The organism is Kribbella sp. NBC_01484, assembly GCF_036227145.1.
Taxonomy (GTDB): Bacteria; Actinomycetota; Actinomycetes; order Propionibacteriales; family Kribbellaceae; genus Kribbella.
The window spans coordinates 4,663,580-4,677,941 of record NZ_CP109437.1; the positions used below are offsets into that span (position 1 = coordinate 4,663,580).

Consider the following 14,362-nt stretch of genomic DNA (forward strand, 5'->3'; position numbering starts at 1 on the left):
GATGCATGGACCACACCCTCGAACGCAACAAGCAGACCGTCCTCGACTTCTACGAGATCGGCCTCAACCAGAAGGACTTCGACCAGGCGGCAACCCTCATCGGCAGCCGATATGTGCAGCACAACCCCCGGATCGCCGACGGCATCGACGGCTTCGAGGCGTTCCTCGCGACCCTCCGCCAGGACTTCCCCGACCTCCGGGCCGAGGTCAAGCGGATCTTCGCCGACGGCGAGTACGTCGTCGCCCACGTGTACGGCGTCCGCGTGCCAGGCCAGCCAGGTACGGCGATCGTCGACATCTTCCGGCTCGACGCGGACGGGAAGATCGTCGAGCACTGGGACGTGATGCAGCCCGTCCCGGACACCGCCGCCAACCAGAACGGGATGTTCTAGTGACCACCACAGAGGTGCCGGTGGACGTACGGCGGTGGTGGGCGCTGGCCGCCGTGGCGACCGCCCAGCTGATGATCGGCATCGACCTGACGATCATGAACATCGCCCTGCCGTCCGTGCAGCGGTCGCTCCAGATGTCCGACCCCACGCGTCAGTGGGTGATCACGCTCTTCGCCCTCGGGTACGGCGGTCTGCTGTTGGTCGGCGGCCGGATGACCGACCTGATCGGCCGCAGGCGCGCACTGCTGATCGGACTGACCGGCTTCGCCGCTGCGTCGGCGCTGGGTGGTGCGGCGACCGGTCCGGCGATGCTGCTCACTGGTCGCGCCCTACAAGGTGCGGCAGGCGCATTGCTGACCCCCGCGGTGCTGGCGACGCTCGCGGCGTCCTTCCCGCTGCCGGCCGAGCGTGGCAAGGCATTCGGCATCTACGGCACCGCGATGGGCAGTGCCTCGGGTCTTGGTGTGCTGGTGGGTGGAGTCCTCACCGAGTACCTCGACTGGCGCTGGTGCATGTTCGTCAACCTGCCGGTCGCCGCCCTGGCCGCCGCCGGCGTCGGATACGCCGTACGCCCCGTGCCGCGGGTGCCAGGTGTGCGGATCGATGTCGTGGGCGCTGTTCTGGGGACGGTCGGCCTCATGGCTCTCACCTACGGGTTCGCGAGAGCAGAGCCGGATGGTTGGGGTGCGCCCACAACGTTCGGGTCAGTCATAGCTGGAGTCGTCCTGCTCGTTGCATTCATCAGCACCCAGACGCGGGTGAGAACGCCGCTCCTGCCGCTGAGAGTCGTCTTGGATCGCCGTCGCGGCGGCTCCTATCTGGCGGTGTTCAGCCTCGCCATCGGCATGTTCGCCGCCCTGTTCTTCCTGACCTTCTATCTGCAGAACATCCGGCACTACTCACCGGTGCGAGCCGGCGTGGGCTTCCTGCCGCTGACCGTCGGTCTCATGGCAGGAGTGCGCGCGGTGAGCCCACTACTGGCCAAAGCACCAGTGCGATCGCTCATCTGCCCAGGACTGCTGACGATCGCCGCAGGACTAGCGCTGCTGGGCCTTCTGAGAGCAGACAGCAGCTACTGGTTCAACGTCCTGCCGGTGTTCTTGCTGGTCGGTCTGGGGACCGGATGGGTGCTGGTCACAGCGAACAGCACCGCCACCCTCGGCGCCGGCCCCGACAGTGCGGTGGCCGGCGCCATGGTGATGACGTCACAGCAGGTTGGTGCATCACTCGGTACGGCGCTGCTCAGCACGGTCGCCGGGACCGTGGCCGCGCACTCCGGGGCTGTCCACGGATTCAACGTGGCCAGCCTCGGTGCGGCTGGATTCCTGTGCGTCGCAGCGCTCGCGGTCTACTGGGTGCTTTCGGAGCGGTCGCCCGACCACTCCAGGTGGAAGGTGCCTTCACGATCGGTACGCCGGTAGGTGTGCGCGCCGAAGAGGTCCCGGAGACCCTGGATCAGCGCTGCCGGCAACCGCTCCGCCCGCAGTCCGTCGTAGTACGACAGTGACGCTGAGAAGCCTGGTGCCGGTACGCCGACCGCCGCCGCGGTCGCGACCACCCGGCGCCAAGCCTCTTGCCCGTTGGCGACTGCTTCCTTGAAGTAGTCGTCGACGAGCAGCGAGGGCAGATCCGGGTTCCGGTCGTACGCCTCCTTGATGCGGTCCAGGAAGCGGGCCCGGATGATGCAGCCGCCGCGCCAGATGGTGGCCATCGCACCCAGGTCGATGTTCCAGTCGTACTGCTCACTGGCGGCCCGGATCGCGTCGAAGCCCTGGGCATACGCGACCAGCTTCGACGAGTACAGCGCGTGCCGTACGTCGTCGACGAACGCGTCCCGGTCCACATCCACCTTCGGCGTGGCCGGCCCCGGCAGTACGCCGGCCGCAGCGGATCGCCGTACGACGTCGCCCGACAGGGACCGGGCGAAGACGGCCTCGGCCATGCCGCTGACCGGGATGCCGAGGTCGAGTGCGGACTGGACGGTCCACCGCCCGGTGCCCTTCTGCTCGGCCTGGTCCAGTACGACGTCCACGAACGGGCCGCCGGTCGTCGGGTCCACCTGGCTGAGCACCTCGGCGGTGATCTCGATCAGGAACGACTCCAGGTCGCCACTGTTCCACTCGAGGAACACGTCCGCCAGTTCGGCCGGGGACAGCCCCAGCACGTGCCGGAGCAGGTCGTAGGCCTCCGCGATCAACTGCATGTCGGCGTACTCGATGCCGTTGTGCAGCATCTTCACGAAGTGGCCGGCGCCGTCCGGACCGACGTGCACGCAGCAGGGCTCGCCGTTCACGTGCGCGGAGATCTTGGTCAGCATCGGCTCGAGCGCCGCGTACGACTCGGGTGATCCGCCCGGCATGATGCTCGGGCCGTTCAGCGCGCCCTCCTCGCCGCCGGACACGCCGCTGCCGACGAAGTGCAGGCCCTTCTCGCGCAGTGCGGTCTCCCGGCGCCGGGTGTCGAGGAAGTGCGCGTTGCCGGCGTCGACGACGATGTCGCCCTCGTCGAGCAGGGGGACCAGCTCGTCGATGACCGCGTCGGTGGGTTCGCCTGCCTTGACCATGATGATGATCTTCCGCGGCTGCTCGAGCGACTCGACCAGCGCCGGCAGGTCGGTGGCGGGGACGAACTCGCCCTCGTGGCCGAACTCCTCGATCAGGGCGTCCGTCCGGCTCTGCGACCGGTTGTGGACGGCGACACGGAACCCGTTGCGCGCCAGGTTCCGGGCCAGGTTGCGGCCCATCACCGCGAGGCCGGTGACGGCGATCTGGGCGTTGGCAGAACTCATCGAATCTCCCGCAGTCTCAAGTTGTGTGCCGGGACCCAGTCTGGCCCTCCGCGCAACGGTCACGATCAGCGGGCCCGGCCTGCGGACAGGAAAGTCGGCCCGAGGGCGAGCGCCAGAGCGCCTGTATGACCGCCTAGGCTCGGCGGTGTGACCACGCTCAGTTTGGATCCTCGTCGTACGGCGCTCGTCCTGATCGACCTGATGCCGCGGATCGTGGCGCTGGAGACGGCGCCGCTGAGTGGGCCCGAGGTGCTGGAGCGGTGCGTCGCGCTGGCGAAGGCGACGCGATCGGTCGGTGGGCTGGTGGTGAACGTCCGGGTCGAGCGACCGGGCGTCGGCCGCCAGCCCGACGGGAGCGGGTTCGCACCGGAGGTCGCCCCACAGCCGGGCGACGTGGAGATCGTCAAGGGGACGGTCGGCGCGTTCGGGCGGACCGGTCTCGACGAGCAGCTCCGGCGACGGGACATCGGGACCGTGGCGCTGGCCGGGATCGCGACGAACTTCGGTGTGGAGTCCACCGGGCGCGGCGCGGACGACCTCGGCTACGAGACCGTGTACATCACCGACGCGATGACCGGTCTGGATCAGGACGCCCACGACTTCGCGTTGTCCTACGTCTTCCCGCGCTTCGGCAGCCTCTGCAGCGGGACGGAGTACATCGCCGCGCTAAGCGCGTCCGCCTCCTGAATCGAGATAGTGGAGGCGGCGCCAGATCGCCTCGGAGACCTCACGGAGGAGGTCGTTGGCGTGCTGGTTGAGCTGCCAGTTGGTGCTCTGCGCCCGATCCACCGCGGCGGAGCATTCGGCCAGCCAGCGTTCCGCGCTCTGTTCGGCGGCGCGTGGCAGGGCGCCGTACATCGCGGCGAGGCCGAGCATGACGCTGTCGCCGAGGACCCGGTTGGTCAGGTCCTGGCCGGTCATGGCGTGGTACTGCGCGATGAACGGCGCGAGCACCGTCAGCGCGCGTGTCCGCGGATGTAGGGACATCCACACCAGGCGCACCCGCTCCACCAACCGTCTCACCGCGAAACCTCCTCACGGGCGACGCTACTCGCTCACAACATCTGCGACGATAAAATCTCCGGGGCCGTGTCGATCCGCGGGCCGCTCGTTCGACCTGGGGATGCGAGGGCCGAGAGGCGGCTCCGTGGGATGAGGAGAACGCGATGGCGCAGTACATGCTGATCATGCGCGGCACCGACGAGTCGAACGCGGCCATGATGGCCAACATCGACGAGATGATGACCGCGACCCGCGTGTTCATCGAGGACATGGCCAAGGCCGGCGTGTACGTCGGGGCCGAAGGGCTGGACGATCCGGGCAAGGGCGTCGTGGTGCACTTCGACGGCGAGGCCCCGGTGGTCACGGACGGGCCGTACGGGGAGACCAAGGAACTGTTCGGGGGCTTCTTCCTGCTCGATGTCGCCTCGAAGCAGGAGGCGGTCGAGTGGGCCAAGCGGGTTCCGGCGGCCCCCGGGTCCAAGATCGAGATCCGGCGGGTGCCCGGCGAGGACGAGGTTCCGGAGCAGAGCGGGGAGTTCGTCAAGGAAGGCGCCTCGCGCGAGAGCAGCGGCCAGGTCTGATGGATACGGCCGACGTCGAGGCCGTCTGGCGGATCGAGTCGGCGCGGATCGTTGCTGCGCTGACCCGGTTCACCGGCGATTTCGGACTGGCCGAGGACGCGGCCCAGGAGGCGGTGGCCGAGGCACTGGTCTCGTGGCCGCTCGCCGCTCCGGCCAGTCCGTCCGGCTGGCTGATGGCCACGGCCCGGCGGCGGGCGATCGACGCGATCCGCCGCCGGGCCGCGCTGAAGGACCGCTACGCCCTGCTGGCGGCAGACTCGGCGGTCGACTCGGCAGTTGACGAAGAAATCGATCCCGACAGGATCGACGACGACGTGCTGGCGCTGATGTTCGTCAGCTGCCACCCGGTGCTCTCCCCCGAGGCCCGGGTGGCGCTGACCCTGCGGGTGGTCGCCGGCCTGTCCAGCGAGGAGATCGCCCGCGCGTTCCTCGTCCCCGTGCCGACCGTGCAGGCCCGCATCACCCGGGCGAAGAAGACGATCGCGGCGGCCGGGGTGCCGTTCGAGCTGCCGCCGGCCGGCGAGCGCCGGGAGCGGCTGGGCGGCGTGCTCAGCGTCATCTACGTGATCTTCACCGAGGGATCGACGGCGACGTCGGGCGAACGGCTGCTGCGCCCCGACGTCGCGTACGAGGCGATCCGGCTGGCCCGCACGCTGGCCGCGCTGCAGCCGGACGAGCCGGAGGTGCACGGCCTGCTGGCGTTGTGCGAGCTGACGGCCGCGCGCTTCCCGGCCCGGACCGGCCCGGACGGCTCGCCGGTCCTGCTCGAGGACCAGGACCGGCGGCGGTGGAACATCTCGGCGATCCGCCGTGGGCTGGCCGCGCTGGCCAAGGCATCGACTCGCGGCCTCGGCCCCTACGGCCTGCAGGCCGCGATCGCCGCCACCCACGCGTCGGCGCCCTCGGTCGAGGCGACCGACTGGGACCGGATCGTCGTGCTCTACGAGGCACTCGGCCGGGTCGCGCCCTCGCCGGTGGTCGAGCTCAACCGGGCCGTTGCCGTGGCCATGGCCTCAGGCCCGGCGCAGGCCCTCGCCATCGTGGACGAGCTGATCGCCTCGGACCGGCTCCCCGGCTCGCATCTGGTCCCGACCGTCCGCGGTGAGCTGCTGACCCGGCTCGGACGGCGACCGGAAGCGCGCGCCGAGCTGGAGCTGGCGGCCCGGCTGTGCGCCAACCAGCGCGAACGCTCAGTGCTGCTGCGCAAAGCGGCCACCCTGAGCTGACAGCCTGACGAACGAGGTCTAGGCGAACAGGCCCGCGTTCTCCCGGACCCACTGCTGCAGTGTCCGCGGCGCGTGCCCGGAGACCCTCGCGACGGTGTCGTTGACCGACGTCTCGTCGATGGTGCCGTCGCCGAAGAAGCCTTCGATCGCGCTCGCGTACGGCGCCGGCATCGACGCGAACAGCGCGTCGTGCGTCTCCGAACGGCTCATCGGGTACGCCGTCAGCGGACGGCCGATGCCTTGGCCGAGGATCTCCACCTGCTCGATCGGCGTGAGCCCGACCGGCCCGGTGAGTCGCAGGACCGAACCGTCCTCCGCACCCTGCAACGCGCGGACAGCTACGTCGGCGATGTCGCGCGGATGGATCGTGGCGACCGGCACCTCGGGGAACTGGACCCGGACGACGTCACCCGCGTGCAGTTGGTCGAGCCACCGCAGTGTGTTGGACATGAAGGAGTTGGGTCGCAGGAATGTCCACTCCAGCCCCGACGCCTTCACCGCCTCCTCGGCCGCGTGGTGATAGGCGGCGACCGCGTTCGACAGATCGGCGCCGTCGAGCGAACTGCTCGACAACAGCACGACCTTCCGGACACCGGCCCGCACCGCGTTGGCCAGCAGTTCCTCGACCCGGTCGTAACCACTGAGCAGGAAGATCCCCGTGACGCCGTCGAGCGCGTCGGCGAACGTGTCCGGCTGGTTGAGATCGCCGTACACCGGCTCGATGCCGTCCGGTAGCGGCGTCTCCTTGCGGACCAGTGCGCGTCCCGCGAGCTGCTCGGCTGCCAGCGATTGCACCACCGCTCCGCCCGCGTTGCCGGTCGCTCCGGTAACCAGGATCGTCATCTCGCCCCTCCTCGGATCAGCGCGGACAGCGTCCCATATTCCAGGTGCGCTGAACCGGATCCGTCGCTGATCCGTAGAGCAGGCAACGGAAGGGGAATCAAGGATGACCAGCACCGGCACTGCGTGGGTCGCCCCCGCGAACGAGGACCAGTTGAGGGCTTGGGACACCGCGGAAGGCGTCTTCTGGGCGGACCAGGCGGATCTGTTCGAGCACAGTCTGCAACGCTACGACGACTGGCTGCTGCGGGCGGCCGGGATCCGTGACGGTGATCATGTGCTCGACGTGGGCTGCGGCACTGGCAGTACGACCCGCGCCGCGGCCTGGCTGGCCGGATCGGGTACGGCGCTCGGCGTAGACCTCTCGTCTCCGATGCTCATGGCCGCTGCCCGCCGGGCCCGGGACACAGGTGTCGGGAACGCGACGTACCTGCAGGCCGATGCCCAGGTGCACTCCTTCGAACCGACGGCGTACGACGTGCTGCTGAGCCGCACCGGATGCACGTTCTTCGCGGATCCGCTCGCGGCCTTCACCAACCTGGCACGGGCGGTGCGGCCGGGCGGGCAGGTCGCCCTCCTGGTGTGGCAGGCGCCCAGTCAGAACCCGTGGTTCACCGAGCTCACCACCGCGCTCGCGGCCGGCCGGTTCGCCCCGACGCCGCCCTCTGGCGCACCGAGCCCGTTCGCTTTCGCCGACCCGGCACGAGTGGCCGACATCCTGATCGCAGCAGGCTTCGCCGACCCGGAATGCGAGCCCGTGAAGGAGTCCATGTACTGGGGTCCGGACGTCCGTACCGCTGAAGCCTTCGTTCTCGGCGTCCTCGGCTGGATGCTTGCCGATGCGGACGCCGACACCCGCACCCGGGCCATCACCAACCTGCGGAGGACCCTCGTCAAGCACTTCACGCCGGGAGGTGTCAGCTTCCCGTCGGCTGCCTGGTTGGTCACCAGCCGCAAGCCCGCATAGCCTCGATCGTCTTCATCTCCACCTGCTCAGTGTCGTCTGATTCGGTGCCAGGTGCGGGCACCTGACTTGAGCACTACGTCAGCAGTCAGATCGACGGTTCCCAGCGGGTCGTCCGCGCGGATGCCGTTGATGGTGACGGCGCCCTGGCGGATGAGGCGGCGGAGCTCGGACTTGCTGTCGGTAGGCCGGGCTGCGAGCAGCAGGTCCAAGGTGGTCGCGACAGTGTCGGTGACGACGATCTCCGGGATGTCCTCGGGTTGGGTGCGGCCGGAGAACGTTCGCTGGAACGCGTCCAGCTCGGCCTTCGCCGTGCCCGCGCCGTGGTAACGCGTCACCACCGCGGCGGCCAGCCGGAGCTTCGCGTCGCGGGCCTGCGGACCGCCGTGCTGGGCGGCGGCCACGAGCGCGGCGACCGTCTCCAGCGGCAGCTCGGTGTAGACGCGGGCGTACGGCTCGACCAGCGAGTCCGGGATGCTCATCAGCTTGCCGAACTTGTCCCGTGGGCTGTCGGTCAGGCCGATGTAGTTGTTCAGCGACTTCGACTGTTTGGCGCGACCGTCGATGCCGGGCGTGATCGTCGTCGTGATCACCACCTGCGGCGCGGCGCCGAGCCGCTGCTGGAAATGCCGCCCGAGCTGTTCGTTGAACAACTGATCCGAGCCCACGATGGTGAGATCGCTGCGCATCGCGAAGCTGTCGTATCCCTGCAACACCGGGTAGATCAGCTCGTGGACGGCGATCTCCCGCCCGGCCGCGACCCGGTCCCGGAACATGTCCCGGCTCATCAGCTGTGCGTGCGTGACCTGGGCGAACAGACTCAACAGCTCCGCCACCGGCATCGCGTCGTACCACTCGGAGTTCCGGCGTACCTCGAACACCGCGGGATCCGTCCGCAGCACGAGTGACACCTGCTCGAGGAACGACAGCGCGTTCGCCTCGATCTCCTCCGGCGTCAGCACCGGCCGGGTCTCCGAGCGGCCGGTCGGGTCGCCGACCCGCGTGGTCAGGTCGCCGAGCAGGAAGACGACCTGATGGCCGAGGTCCTGCAGTTGCCGCATCATCCACAGGTTGACCGCGTGGCCGAGATGGAGGTCGGGCGCGGTGCAGTCGACGCCGTACTTGATCCGCAGCGACCGCCCGGACGCGAGCCGTCCGCTCAGGTCGGCCTCGCCGACGATGGAGTCGGTGGTACGACGTAACCGGTCCAGCACTGTGCTCATGGGAGTTCCTCTCGAGACGAGGCACCCTCGAACCGACAGCGCCTCCGGCAACAAAAAAGAGACAGGAACTGGTTCCTGTCTCGGAGGCTCTGGGTGGAGCGAGTTGTGGGGACTACCGCATGCCGGCCCCTCCCAGAGCCGGTCGATAGGTCACGCGTCGCTTGATCACGGTGTCAGGTTAGCAGCCGTGAGCAGGAGCAGGAATCGAGTTGATTCCGACCGGTGCCTGAACAGGCCGTGATGAGCAGCAGGCCGAGATCGTCGCCTGCGGCAACCATTCCGTTGGGGAACCTGTCGATCGCGACGAGTCCGTTGCCTCGCGGGTGTAGGTTCGCGTGGGTGTGGTGCAGGTCGACAGGAGGTATTGGCTCGATTACGGCCTGGCCTATCGGTTGCACGCCTGACCGGCCGCCCCATGGCCACCTTCGGACCGATACCTCCTGTCGAGTTGACCCCATAGTGGTTCAGGCGGTGGTTCTCTGATTGGTGACGTCCTTCACATGTCGGTCGGAATTGCCTCTTCGGACTAGGCTCCTGGGTGTGACGGAGCGGGTTGTGCTGGTGGACGAGGGTGGCCGGGCGATCGGGACCGAGGCGAAGGCGACGGTTCATCACGCGGCGACGCCGTTGCATCTGGCGTTCTCCAGTTACGTGGTCGACGCGGACGGGCGGGTGTTGCTGACCCAACGGGCGGTGGACAAGCCGACCTGGCCGGGGGTGTGGACCAACAGTTGCTGTGGGCACCCACTTCCGGGCGAGCCGGTCCCGGACGCGGTACGACGGCGGCTGGCGGACGAGCTCGGGATCGTCACGGACGCGATCGAGCTGGTGCTGCCCGAGTTCCGCTACCGCGCCGAGATGCCGACCGGCGTGGTCGAGAACGAACTGTGCCCCGTCTACCGGGTCTGGTGGACCGGCGACCCCACGCCAGATCCCGCGGAAGTCGCGTCCTACCGCTGGGCCGACTGGGCCACCGTGCGCGCCGTTCCCGACCTCTCCCCGTGGTGCCTCCTCCAACTGAACGAACTGGACCGCCTAGGCCCGACCCCCACCACCTGGCCCCTCGCAGACGCCAGGCTCCTCCCACCCGCTGCCCGTCTATAGCTCCTGTTCCAGCAGGTCGGCGTGCAGCGCTACGGCTGTTGTACTTGCGTGGCCGGCGGCTCCGATCGCGAAGAGGGCTGGCACAGCTGTCGTGCCGACCGCGTACACACCGGGGACAGTCGTGCGGCCGCCGCCGTCGACCGAGACCGCGCCGTCCACGATCTCGCAGCCGAGCCGCTCGGCGAGGTCGCTCTGCTGGTGCTGGCGGACGACGACGAACAGGGCGCGGGGGAGTAGTGCCTCGCCGGTCGTCAGCAGTACGCGGACCTGGTCGTCGCCGGGGTGCACGGCCTCGACTCGCTCGGTGCGGACTTGCACACCGGCCTTGCCGAGCTTGGTCAACTGCTCGTCGGTCAGCTCGTCGCCGTCGGTGCACAGGATCACGTCGCTGCTCCATCGGCTGAGCAGAAGCGCGCGGGCGACGGATCGGTCCGGCAGACCCCGCATCCCGAGCTGTACAAGGGGTTGGTCGCGCACCTCCCACCCGTGACAGTGCGGACACGCGACCACCAACCGCCCCCAGGACTTCGCGACGCCAGGCACATCCGGCAACTCGTCTCGCAACCCAGTCGCGAGCACGACCGCCCGCACCCGGTCCGAGCCGACCGCAAATCCATCCCCGTCCACAGCCACCTCGTCGACCCGTGTGTCCCGGACCTCGACGTCGTACTGCTCGAGTTGGTGGTGGCCGGTCGCGAGGAGGTCGGTAGGGGACGGGTTCTCGGCGCCGAGGTAGTTGTGGACGTGGTCGGCGGTGCGGTTGCGGGGGTCGCCGTCATCGAAGAGCAGGACTCGTCGCCGCGCCCGGCCCAGCGTCAGTGCGGCCTGGAGGCCGGCCACGCTGCCACCGATGACTGCTACGTCGTAGGTCTTCATGTGATCATTATACGAGAAGAATCAGCTCAGATATTGAGACAGAAAACCTGGTGCAGGTAGGCCTCGGCTGGGGCACTCTGGAGGGATGGGTGGGATGGAGATCCGGGCGGTCGAGACCGACGCGGACTACGAGGCGTGGCGTCAGGTGCGGATCGCGGTGCTGCCGCACGAGCGGTGTCCGAGTGTTGCCGAGTTGCGGGAGTTGGAGACCCCGCACCGGCTGCTGCTCCTGGCTGAACGCGACGGCACGGTCGTCGCCAACGGATTGTCGGATCGGTCCAACGAGGCCGGTCGTGGGTTCGTGGCGCCGCGAGTGCGTCCGGAAGCGCGGCGGCAGGGCGTCGGCACGCAGATGCTGAGCGCGCTGGCCGACCACGCCACAGCCCAGGGGTACACGGTCGTCGGCGCAGGCGTGGAGGACGAAGGATCGCTGGCGTTCGGGCAGCGGTTCGGATTCGTGGAGACCGGTCGGCAGGTCGAGCAGGTCCGCCCGATCGGCGACGAGCCCTGGCCGGACCCGCCAACGGCGTACGAGATCGTGACCGTCGCCGAGCGGCCGGAGCTGTGGGCCACGGCGTACGAGCACGTGGCGCTGCCGACGCTCCCGGACATGGATACGCCGACGCCGGTCGAGGTCTCGGCGGAGGAGTGGGCGACCGAGTGGATCAACGACCCGGCGGCGATGTTCCTCGCGATCGCCGGCGATGACGTGATCGGTGTGGCCGGTCTGCTGCTCGACACCGATCGGCCGGAGCGGGCCGAGGTCGCCTACACCGCCGTACGGCGGGAGTGGCGCGGGAAGGCGGTTGCCTCAACCCTCAAGCGGACGAGCATGGCGTGGGCGGCGCAGCACGGGATCACTGAGGTCTACACCTGGACCCAGCAAGGCAACGAGAACATGCGCCGGCTCAACGAGCACCTGGGCTTCAGCTACGGCGCCGTGAGCATCAACCTGCGGGCGCCGCTACCGCTGAAGCTCGCGGAGGAGGTCGGGGCCTGACCACGCGCGCCGGTCGGTCTCGGCCGCGCGGATCAGCTCGACGAGCTTGCTGTTGACGGGCGCCGGGCGGCCGAGGGAGTCGGCGAGGCGGACGACTTCGCCGTTCAGGTAGTCGATCTCGGTCGGGCGGCCGGCCTCGAGGTCTTCCCACATCGACGTGCGGGCGAGCGGATCGATCGCGAGCATCTTCGCGGCGACGCGGCGGAACAGGAAGTCGGGCAGCCGGAGGATCGCGGGAAAGCGGTGCATCGGGACCGGCAGGAGCTTGGCCGGTTCGATGCCTTCGGCGTCCAGCAATCCCAGCGACTCGGCCTGGGCCGCGGCCAGGCAGCGGCGGTACGCGCGCTGGGACAGCTCGTCTCGTAGCGGCAGGTTCGACAGCGCGTTGATCGGGTTGTTCAGGTTCAGCAGGAGTTTCGCCCACTGCACCGGCAGGATGTCGTCGTGCTGCTGGAGCGGCAGCCCGGCTCGCGCGAACGCATCCAGGTACGGCGCCAGCCCCGGATGACGCTGGATGTCGAGAGCACCCTCCGTGCCCTGGTGGAACAGGCCGCCCCCACGGTTCAGCACGTTGAACGGGACCATCCCCGTCACCACCACCTGATCCGTCAAACGCTCCCGCAGCACCTCCCCGTTGCGCACGCCGTTCTGGAAGCTGACCACCATCGCACCCGGCTTGAGTACGCCGGCCAACTCGCCGGCCGCACCCTCGGTCGCGGCGGACTTCACCGTCACGAGCACGAGATCCGCCTCCGCGGCCGCGGCCGGTGACGTCTCGTACCTGACGGTGTCGACCCGCAGATCCGCACCGAGGTAATCGGTCAGCCGCAGCCCGTGCTCGGCCAGTACGTCGGCCATCCGCTGCCGACCGACGAACGTCACCGGAGCCCCGGTCGCCGCGAGCCGCCCGCCGACATAGCACCCGATCCCACCCGCGCCGTACACGACGATCTTCACCTCGGACACCGTACCGAAGAACCGGCGGGCAGGGATCGGTCAGCGCGGTTGACCGTACCCCTGAGGGGGCGTGGTGGAGACGTGTTGATGGTCCATAGAGTCGTAGTGCGCCGCGGTCTCACCCGAGCCGTGGTTTCGTCTCGGCTTGACGATGGTGATCGTATCGAGGACGACGACGTACAGAGTCCAGAGGACGTAGCCAACTGCGATCAGGACGATGGTGATCAGCGGAATCGCGATAACCGCACCCATGATGAGCCTCCAGTTCGGGAGCGCTTTCCCAGCTCCAGGTGACCAGTCCCGCATTCGGCTGTGCAGGAACTCCGGTTTCACTCATCACCACCGTCCGTCCCCGACGAATCGCCGGGCAGAGACCAAGGACTCTTTGCCACCGCTGAAGGTCCCGATCGGTTGGGTCCTAATGCAACCGCACCCGCGGATCCAGGACGGCGTACGCGATGTCGACCAGGATGTTCGCGACCACGACCGCCGCCGAGGCGAACAGCACGATGCCGATGATCACCGGCAGGTCCTGCTGGTTGATCGCGACCACGGCGGTCTGGCCGAGGCCGGGCAGACTGAACACGGTCTCGATGACCACCACGCCGCCGATCAGCTGGCCCAGGTCGATACCGAACTGGGTCACCACCGGCGTCAGCGCGCTGCGCAGGCCGTGCCGGACGATCACCCGGCTCTCCCGGATGCCCTTCGACCGCGCCGTCCTGATGTAGTCCTCACCGAGCACGTCCAGCATCGAACCGCGGGTCAGCCGGGTATAGGTTGCCGCCAGCAACAAAGCCAGCGCGATCCAGGGCAGGAACAGATGCTGGAACCACGGACCGACCCCGCTGGTCAGCGGCGAGTAGCCGCCCGCCGGGAACCAGTGGTAGCCGGCCAGCGTGAGCCGGAAGTACAGGAAGTACAGCAGCAGCAGGCCGAGCAGGAACGACGGGAACGAGTAGAAGGTCAACGCGAACAACGTCAGCCCACGGTCGGCCAGCGACCGCGGGTGAATCGCCGAGATCACGCCGTTGAAGATTCCCAGCGCCAGCCACAGTACGGCGGCCCCGAGCGCCAGCGACACCGTGATCGGCAGCGCCTGCCCGATGATCGTCGTCACCGGCACCTGGTGGTAGTAGTCGTACCCGAGGTTGCCCCGGACCGCGTTCTCCATGAAGTGCAGGTACTGCTTCCAGACCGGCAGGTCGAGCCCGAGCCGGTGCTTGATCAGGGCAATCGTCTCCGGCGTCGCCTGCCGGCCCGCCAGGGTCTGTGCGACATTGCTCGGAGCAACGAAGAACAGACCGAACACCGCCACGGTGATCAGCCACAGCACGAGCAGGCCGTGCCCGATCCGGCGGATCAGAAAAAGAGCCATCGCGATCTCCCAGCGTTCTCGAGCCAGTAGC

16 protein-coding genes are annotated in these 14,362 nt (G+C 68.7%); 8 read left to right on the plus strand and 8 right to left on the minus strand.

Going from position 1 to position 14,362, the window contains the following annotated elements:
- Positions 1–5 precede the first annotated feature (5 nt).
- Together OG555_RS22910 and OG555_RS22915 are read left to right on the plus strand one after the other, a co-directional pair.
- Positions 6–392, plus strand: coding sequence for a nuclear transport factor 2 family protein (locus OG555_RS22910; protein ID WP_329474564.1), 387 nt, complete (start codon positions 6–8; stop codon positions 390–392).
- Positions 392–1,813: an MFS transporter gene (locus OG555_RS22915; RefSeq protein WP_329474565.1), complete on the plus strand. Its 1,422-nt coding sequence runs from the start codon at positions 392–394 to the stop codon at positions 1,811–1,813. Before OG555_RS22910 ends, OG555_RS22915 begins: the two co-directional genes overlap by 1 nt.
- Here the strand turns inward: OG555_RS22915 and gndA are convergent.
- Entirely contained in the window at positions 1,741–3,180 is a 1,440-nt protein-coding gene (gene gndA, locus OG555_RS22920; protein WP_329474566.1) for an NADP-dependent phosphogluconate dehydrogenase, read from the minus strand. The two genes, OG555_RS22915 and gndA, sit on opposite strands and share 73 nt — an antisense overlap.
- A gap of 147 nt (positions 3,181–3,327) precedes the next feature.
- On the opposite strand from gndA, the gene OG555_RS22925 reads away from it, so the two are divergent.
- Positions 3,328–3,867, plus strand: a complete 540-nt coding sequence (locus OG555_RS22925; protein WP_329474567.1) for an isochorismatase family protein — start codon at positions 3,328–3,330, stop codon at positions 3,865–3,867.
- Here the strand turns inward: OG555_RS22925 and OG555_RS22930 are convergent.
- Positions 3,847–4,203 (minus strand): hypothetical protein, encoded by a 357-nt coding sequence (locus tag OG555_RS22930; protein WP_329474568.1) that lies wholly within the window; start codon positions 4,201–4,203, stop codon positions 3,847–3,849. The genes OG555_RS22925 and OG555_RS22930 overlap by 21 nt on opposite strands.
- A gap of 143 nt (positions 4,204–4,346) precedes the next feature.
- Here OG555_RS22930 and OG555_RS22935 point away from each other — a divergent pair, with 143 nt between their 5' ends.
- Positions 4,347–4,763, plus strand: coding sequence for a YciI family protein (locus OG555_RS22935; protein WP_329474569.1), 417 nt, complete (start codon positions 4,347–4,349; stop codon positions 4,761–4,763).
- Positions 4,763–5,989, plus strand: a complete 1,227-nt coding sequence (locus tag OG555_RS22940) for an RNA polymerase sigma factor (protein ID WP_329474570.1) — start codon at positions 4,763–4,765, stop codon at positions 5,987–5,989. Before OG555_RS22935 ends, OG555_RS22940 begins: the two co-directional genes overlap by 1 nt.
- Before the next feature lie 18 nt (positions 5,990–6,007).
- Here OG555_RS22940 and OG555_RS22945 read toward each other — a convergent pair whose 3' ends face one another.
- Positions 6,008–6,832, minus strand: coding sequence for an NAD(P)H-binding protein (locus OG555_RS22945; protein WP_329474571.1), 825 nt, complete (start codon positions 6,830–6,832; stop codon positions 6,008–6,010).
- 103 nt (positions 6,833–6,935) lie between these two features.
- Here OG555_RS22945 and OG555_RS22950 point away from each other — a divergent pair, with 103 nt between their 5' ends.
- A complete protein-coding gene (locus OG555_RS22950) occupies positions 6,936–7,796 on the plus strand; it encodes a class I SAM-dependent methyltransferase (protein ID WP_329474572.1) in 861 nt (286 codons plus the stop codon).
- A gap of 26 nt (positions 7,797–7,822) precedes the next feature.
- Here the strand turns inward: OG555_RS22950 and tyrS are convergent, their stop codons facing one another.
- Positions 7,823–9,016: a tyrosine--tRNA ligase gene (gene tyrS, locus OG555_RS22955; RefSeq protein WP_329474573.1), complete on the minus strand. Its 1,194-nt coding sequence runs from the start codon at positions 9,014–9,016 to the stop codon at positions 7,823–7,825.
- Positions 9,017–9,556: 540 nt separating this feature from the next.
- On the opposite strand from tyrS, the gene idi reads away from it, so the two are divergent.
- A complete protein-coding gene (gene idi / locus OG555_RS22960) occupies positions 9,557–10,120 on the plus strand; it encodes an isopentenyl-diphosphate Delta-isomerase (protein WP_329474574.1) in 564 nt (187 codons plus the stop codon).
- Here idi and OG555_RS22965 read toward each other — a convergent pair.
- Entirely contained in the window at positions 10,115–10,996 is an 882-nt protein-coding gene (locus OG555_RS22965; protein ID WP_329474575.1) for an NAD(P)/FAD-dependent oxidoreductase, read from the minus strand. The two genes, idi and OG555_RS22965, sit on opposite strands and share 6 nt — an antisense overlap.
- 85 nt (positions 10,997–11,081) lie before the next feature.
- Here OG555_RS22965 and OG555_RS22970 point away from each other — a divergent pair, with 85 nt between their 5' ends.
- Positions 11,082–11,996 carry a GNAT family N-acetyltransferase gene (locus OG555_RS22970; protein WP_329474576.1) on the plus strand — a complete coding sequence of 305 codons (915 nt, stop codon included), beginning with the start codon at positions 11,082–11,084 and terminating at the stop codon, positions 11,994–11,996.
- Here OG555_RS22970 and OG555_RS22975 read toward each other — a convergent pair.
- From OG555_RS22975 to OG555_RS22985, 3 genes are all read right to left on the minus strand, one after another.
- Complete coding sequence (locus OG555_RS22975) at positions 11,961–12,953, minus strand: 2-dehydropantoate 2-reductase (RefSeq protein WP_329474577.1); 993 nt, start codon at positions 12,951–12,953, stop codon at positions 11,961–11,963. The two genes, OG555_RS22970 and OG555_RS22975, sit on opposite strands and share 36 nt — an antisense overlap.
- Positions 12,954–12,992: 39 nt before the next feature.
- Positions 12,993–13,205, minus strand: coding sequence for a hypothetical protein (locus tag OG555_RS22980; RefSeq protein ID WP_329474578.1), 213 nt, complete (start codon positions 13,203–13,205; stop codon positions 12,993–12,995).
- A 166-nt stretch (positions 13,206–13,371) separates the two neighbouring features.
- Positions 13,372–14,331, minus strand: coding sequence for an ABC transporter permease (locus OG555_RS22985; protein WP_329474579.1), 960 nt, complete (start codon positions 14,329–14,331; stop codon positions 13,372–13,374).
- Positions 14,332–14,362 lie beyond the last annotated feature (31 nt).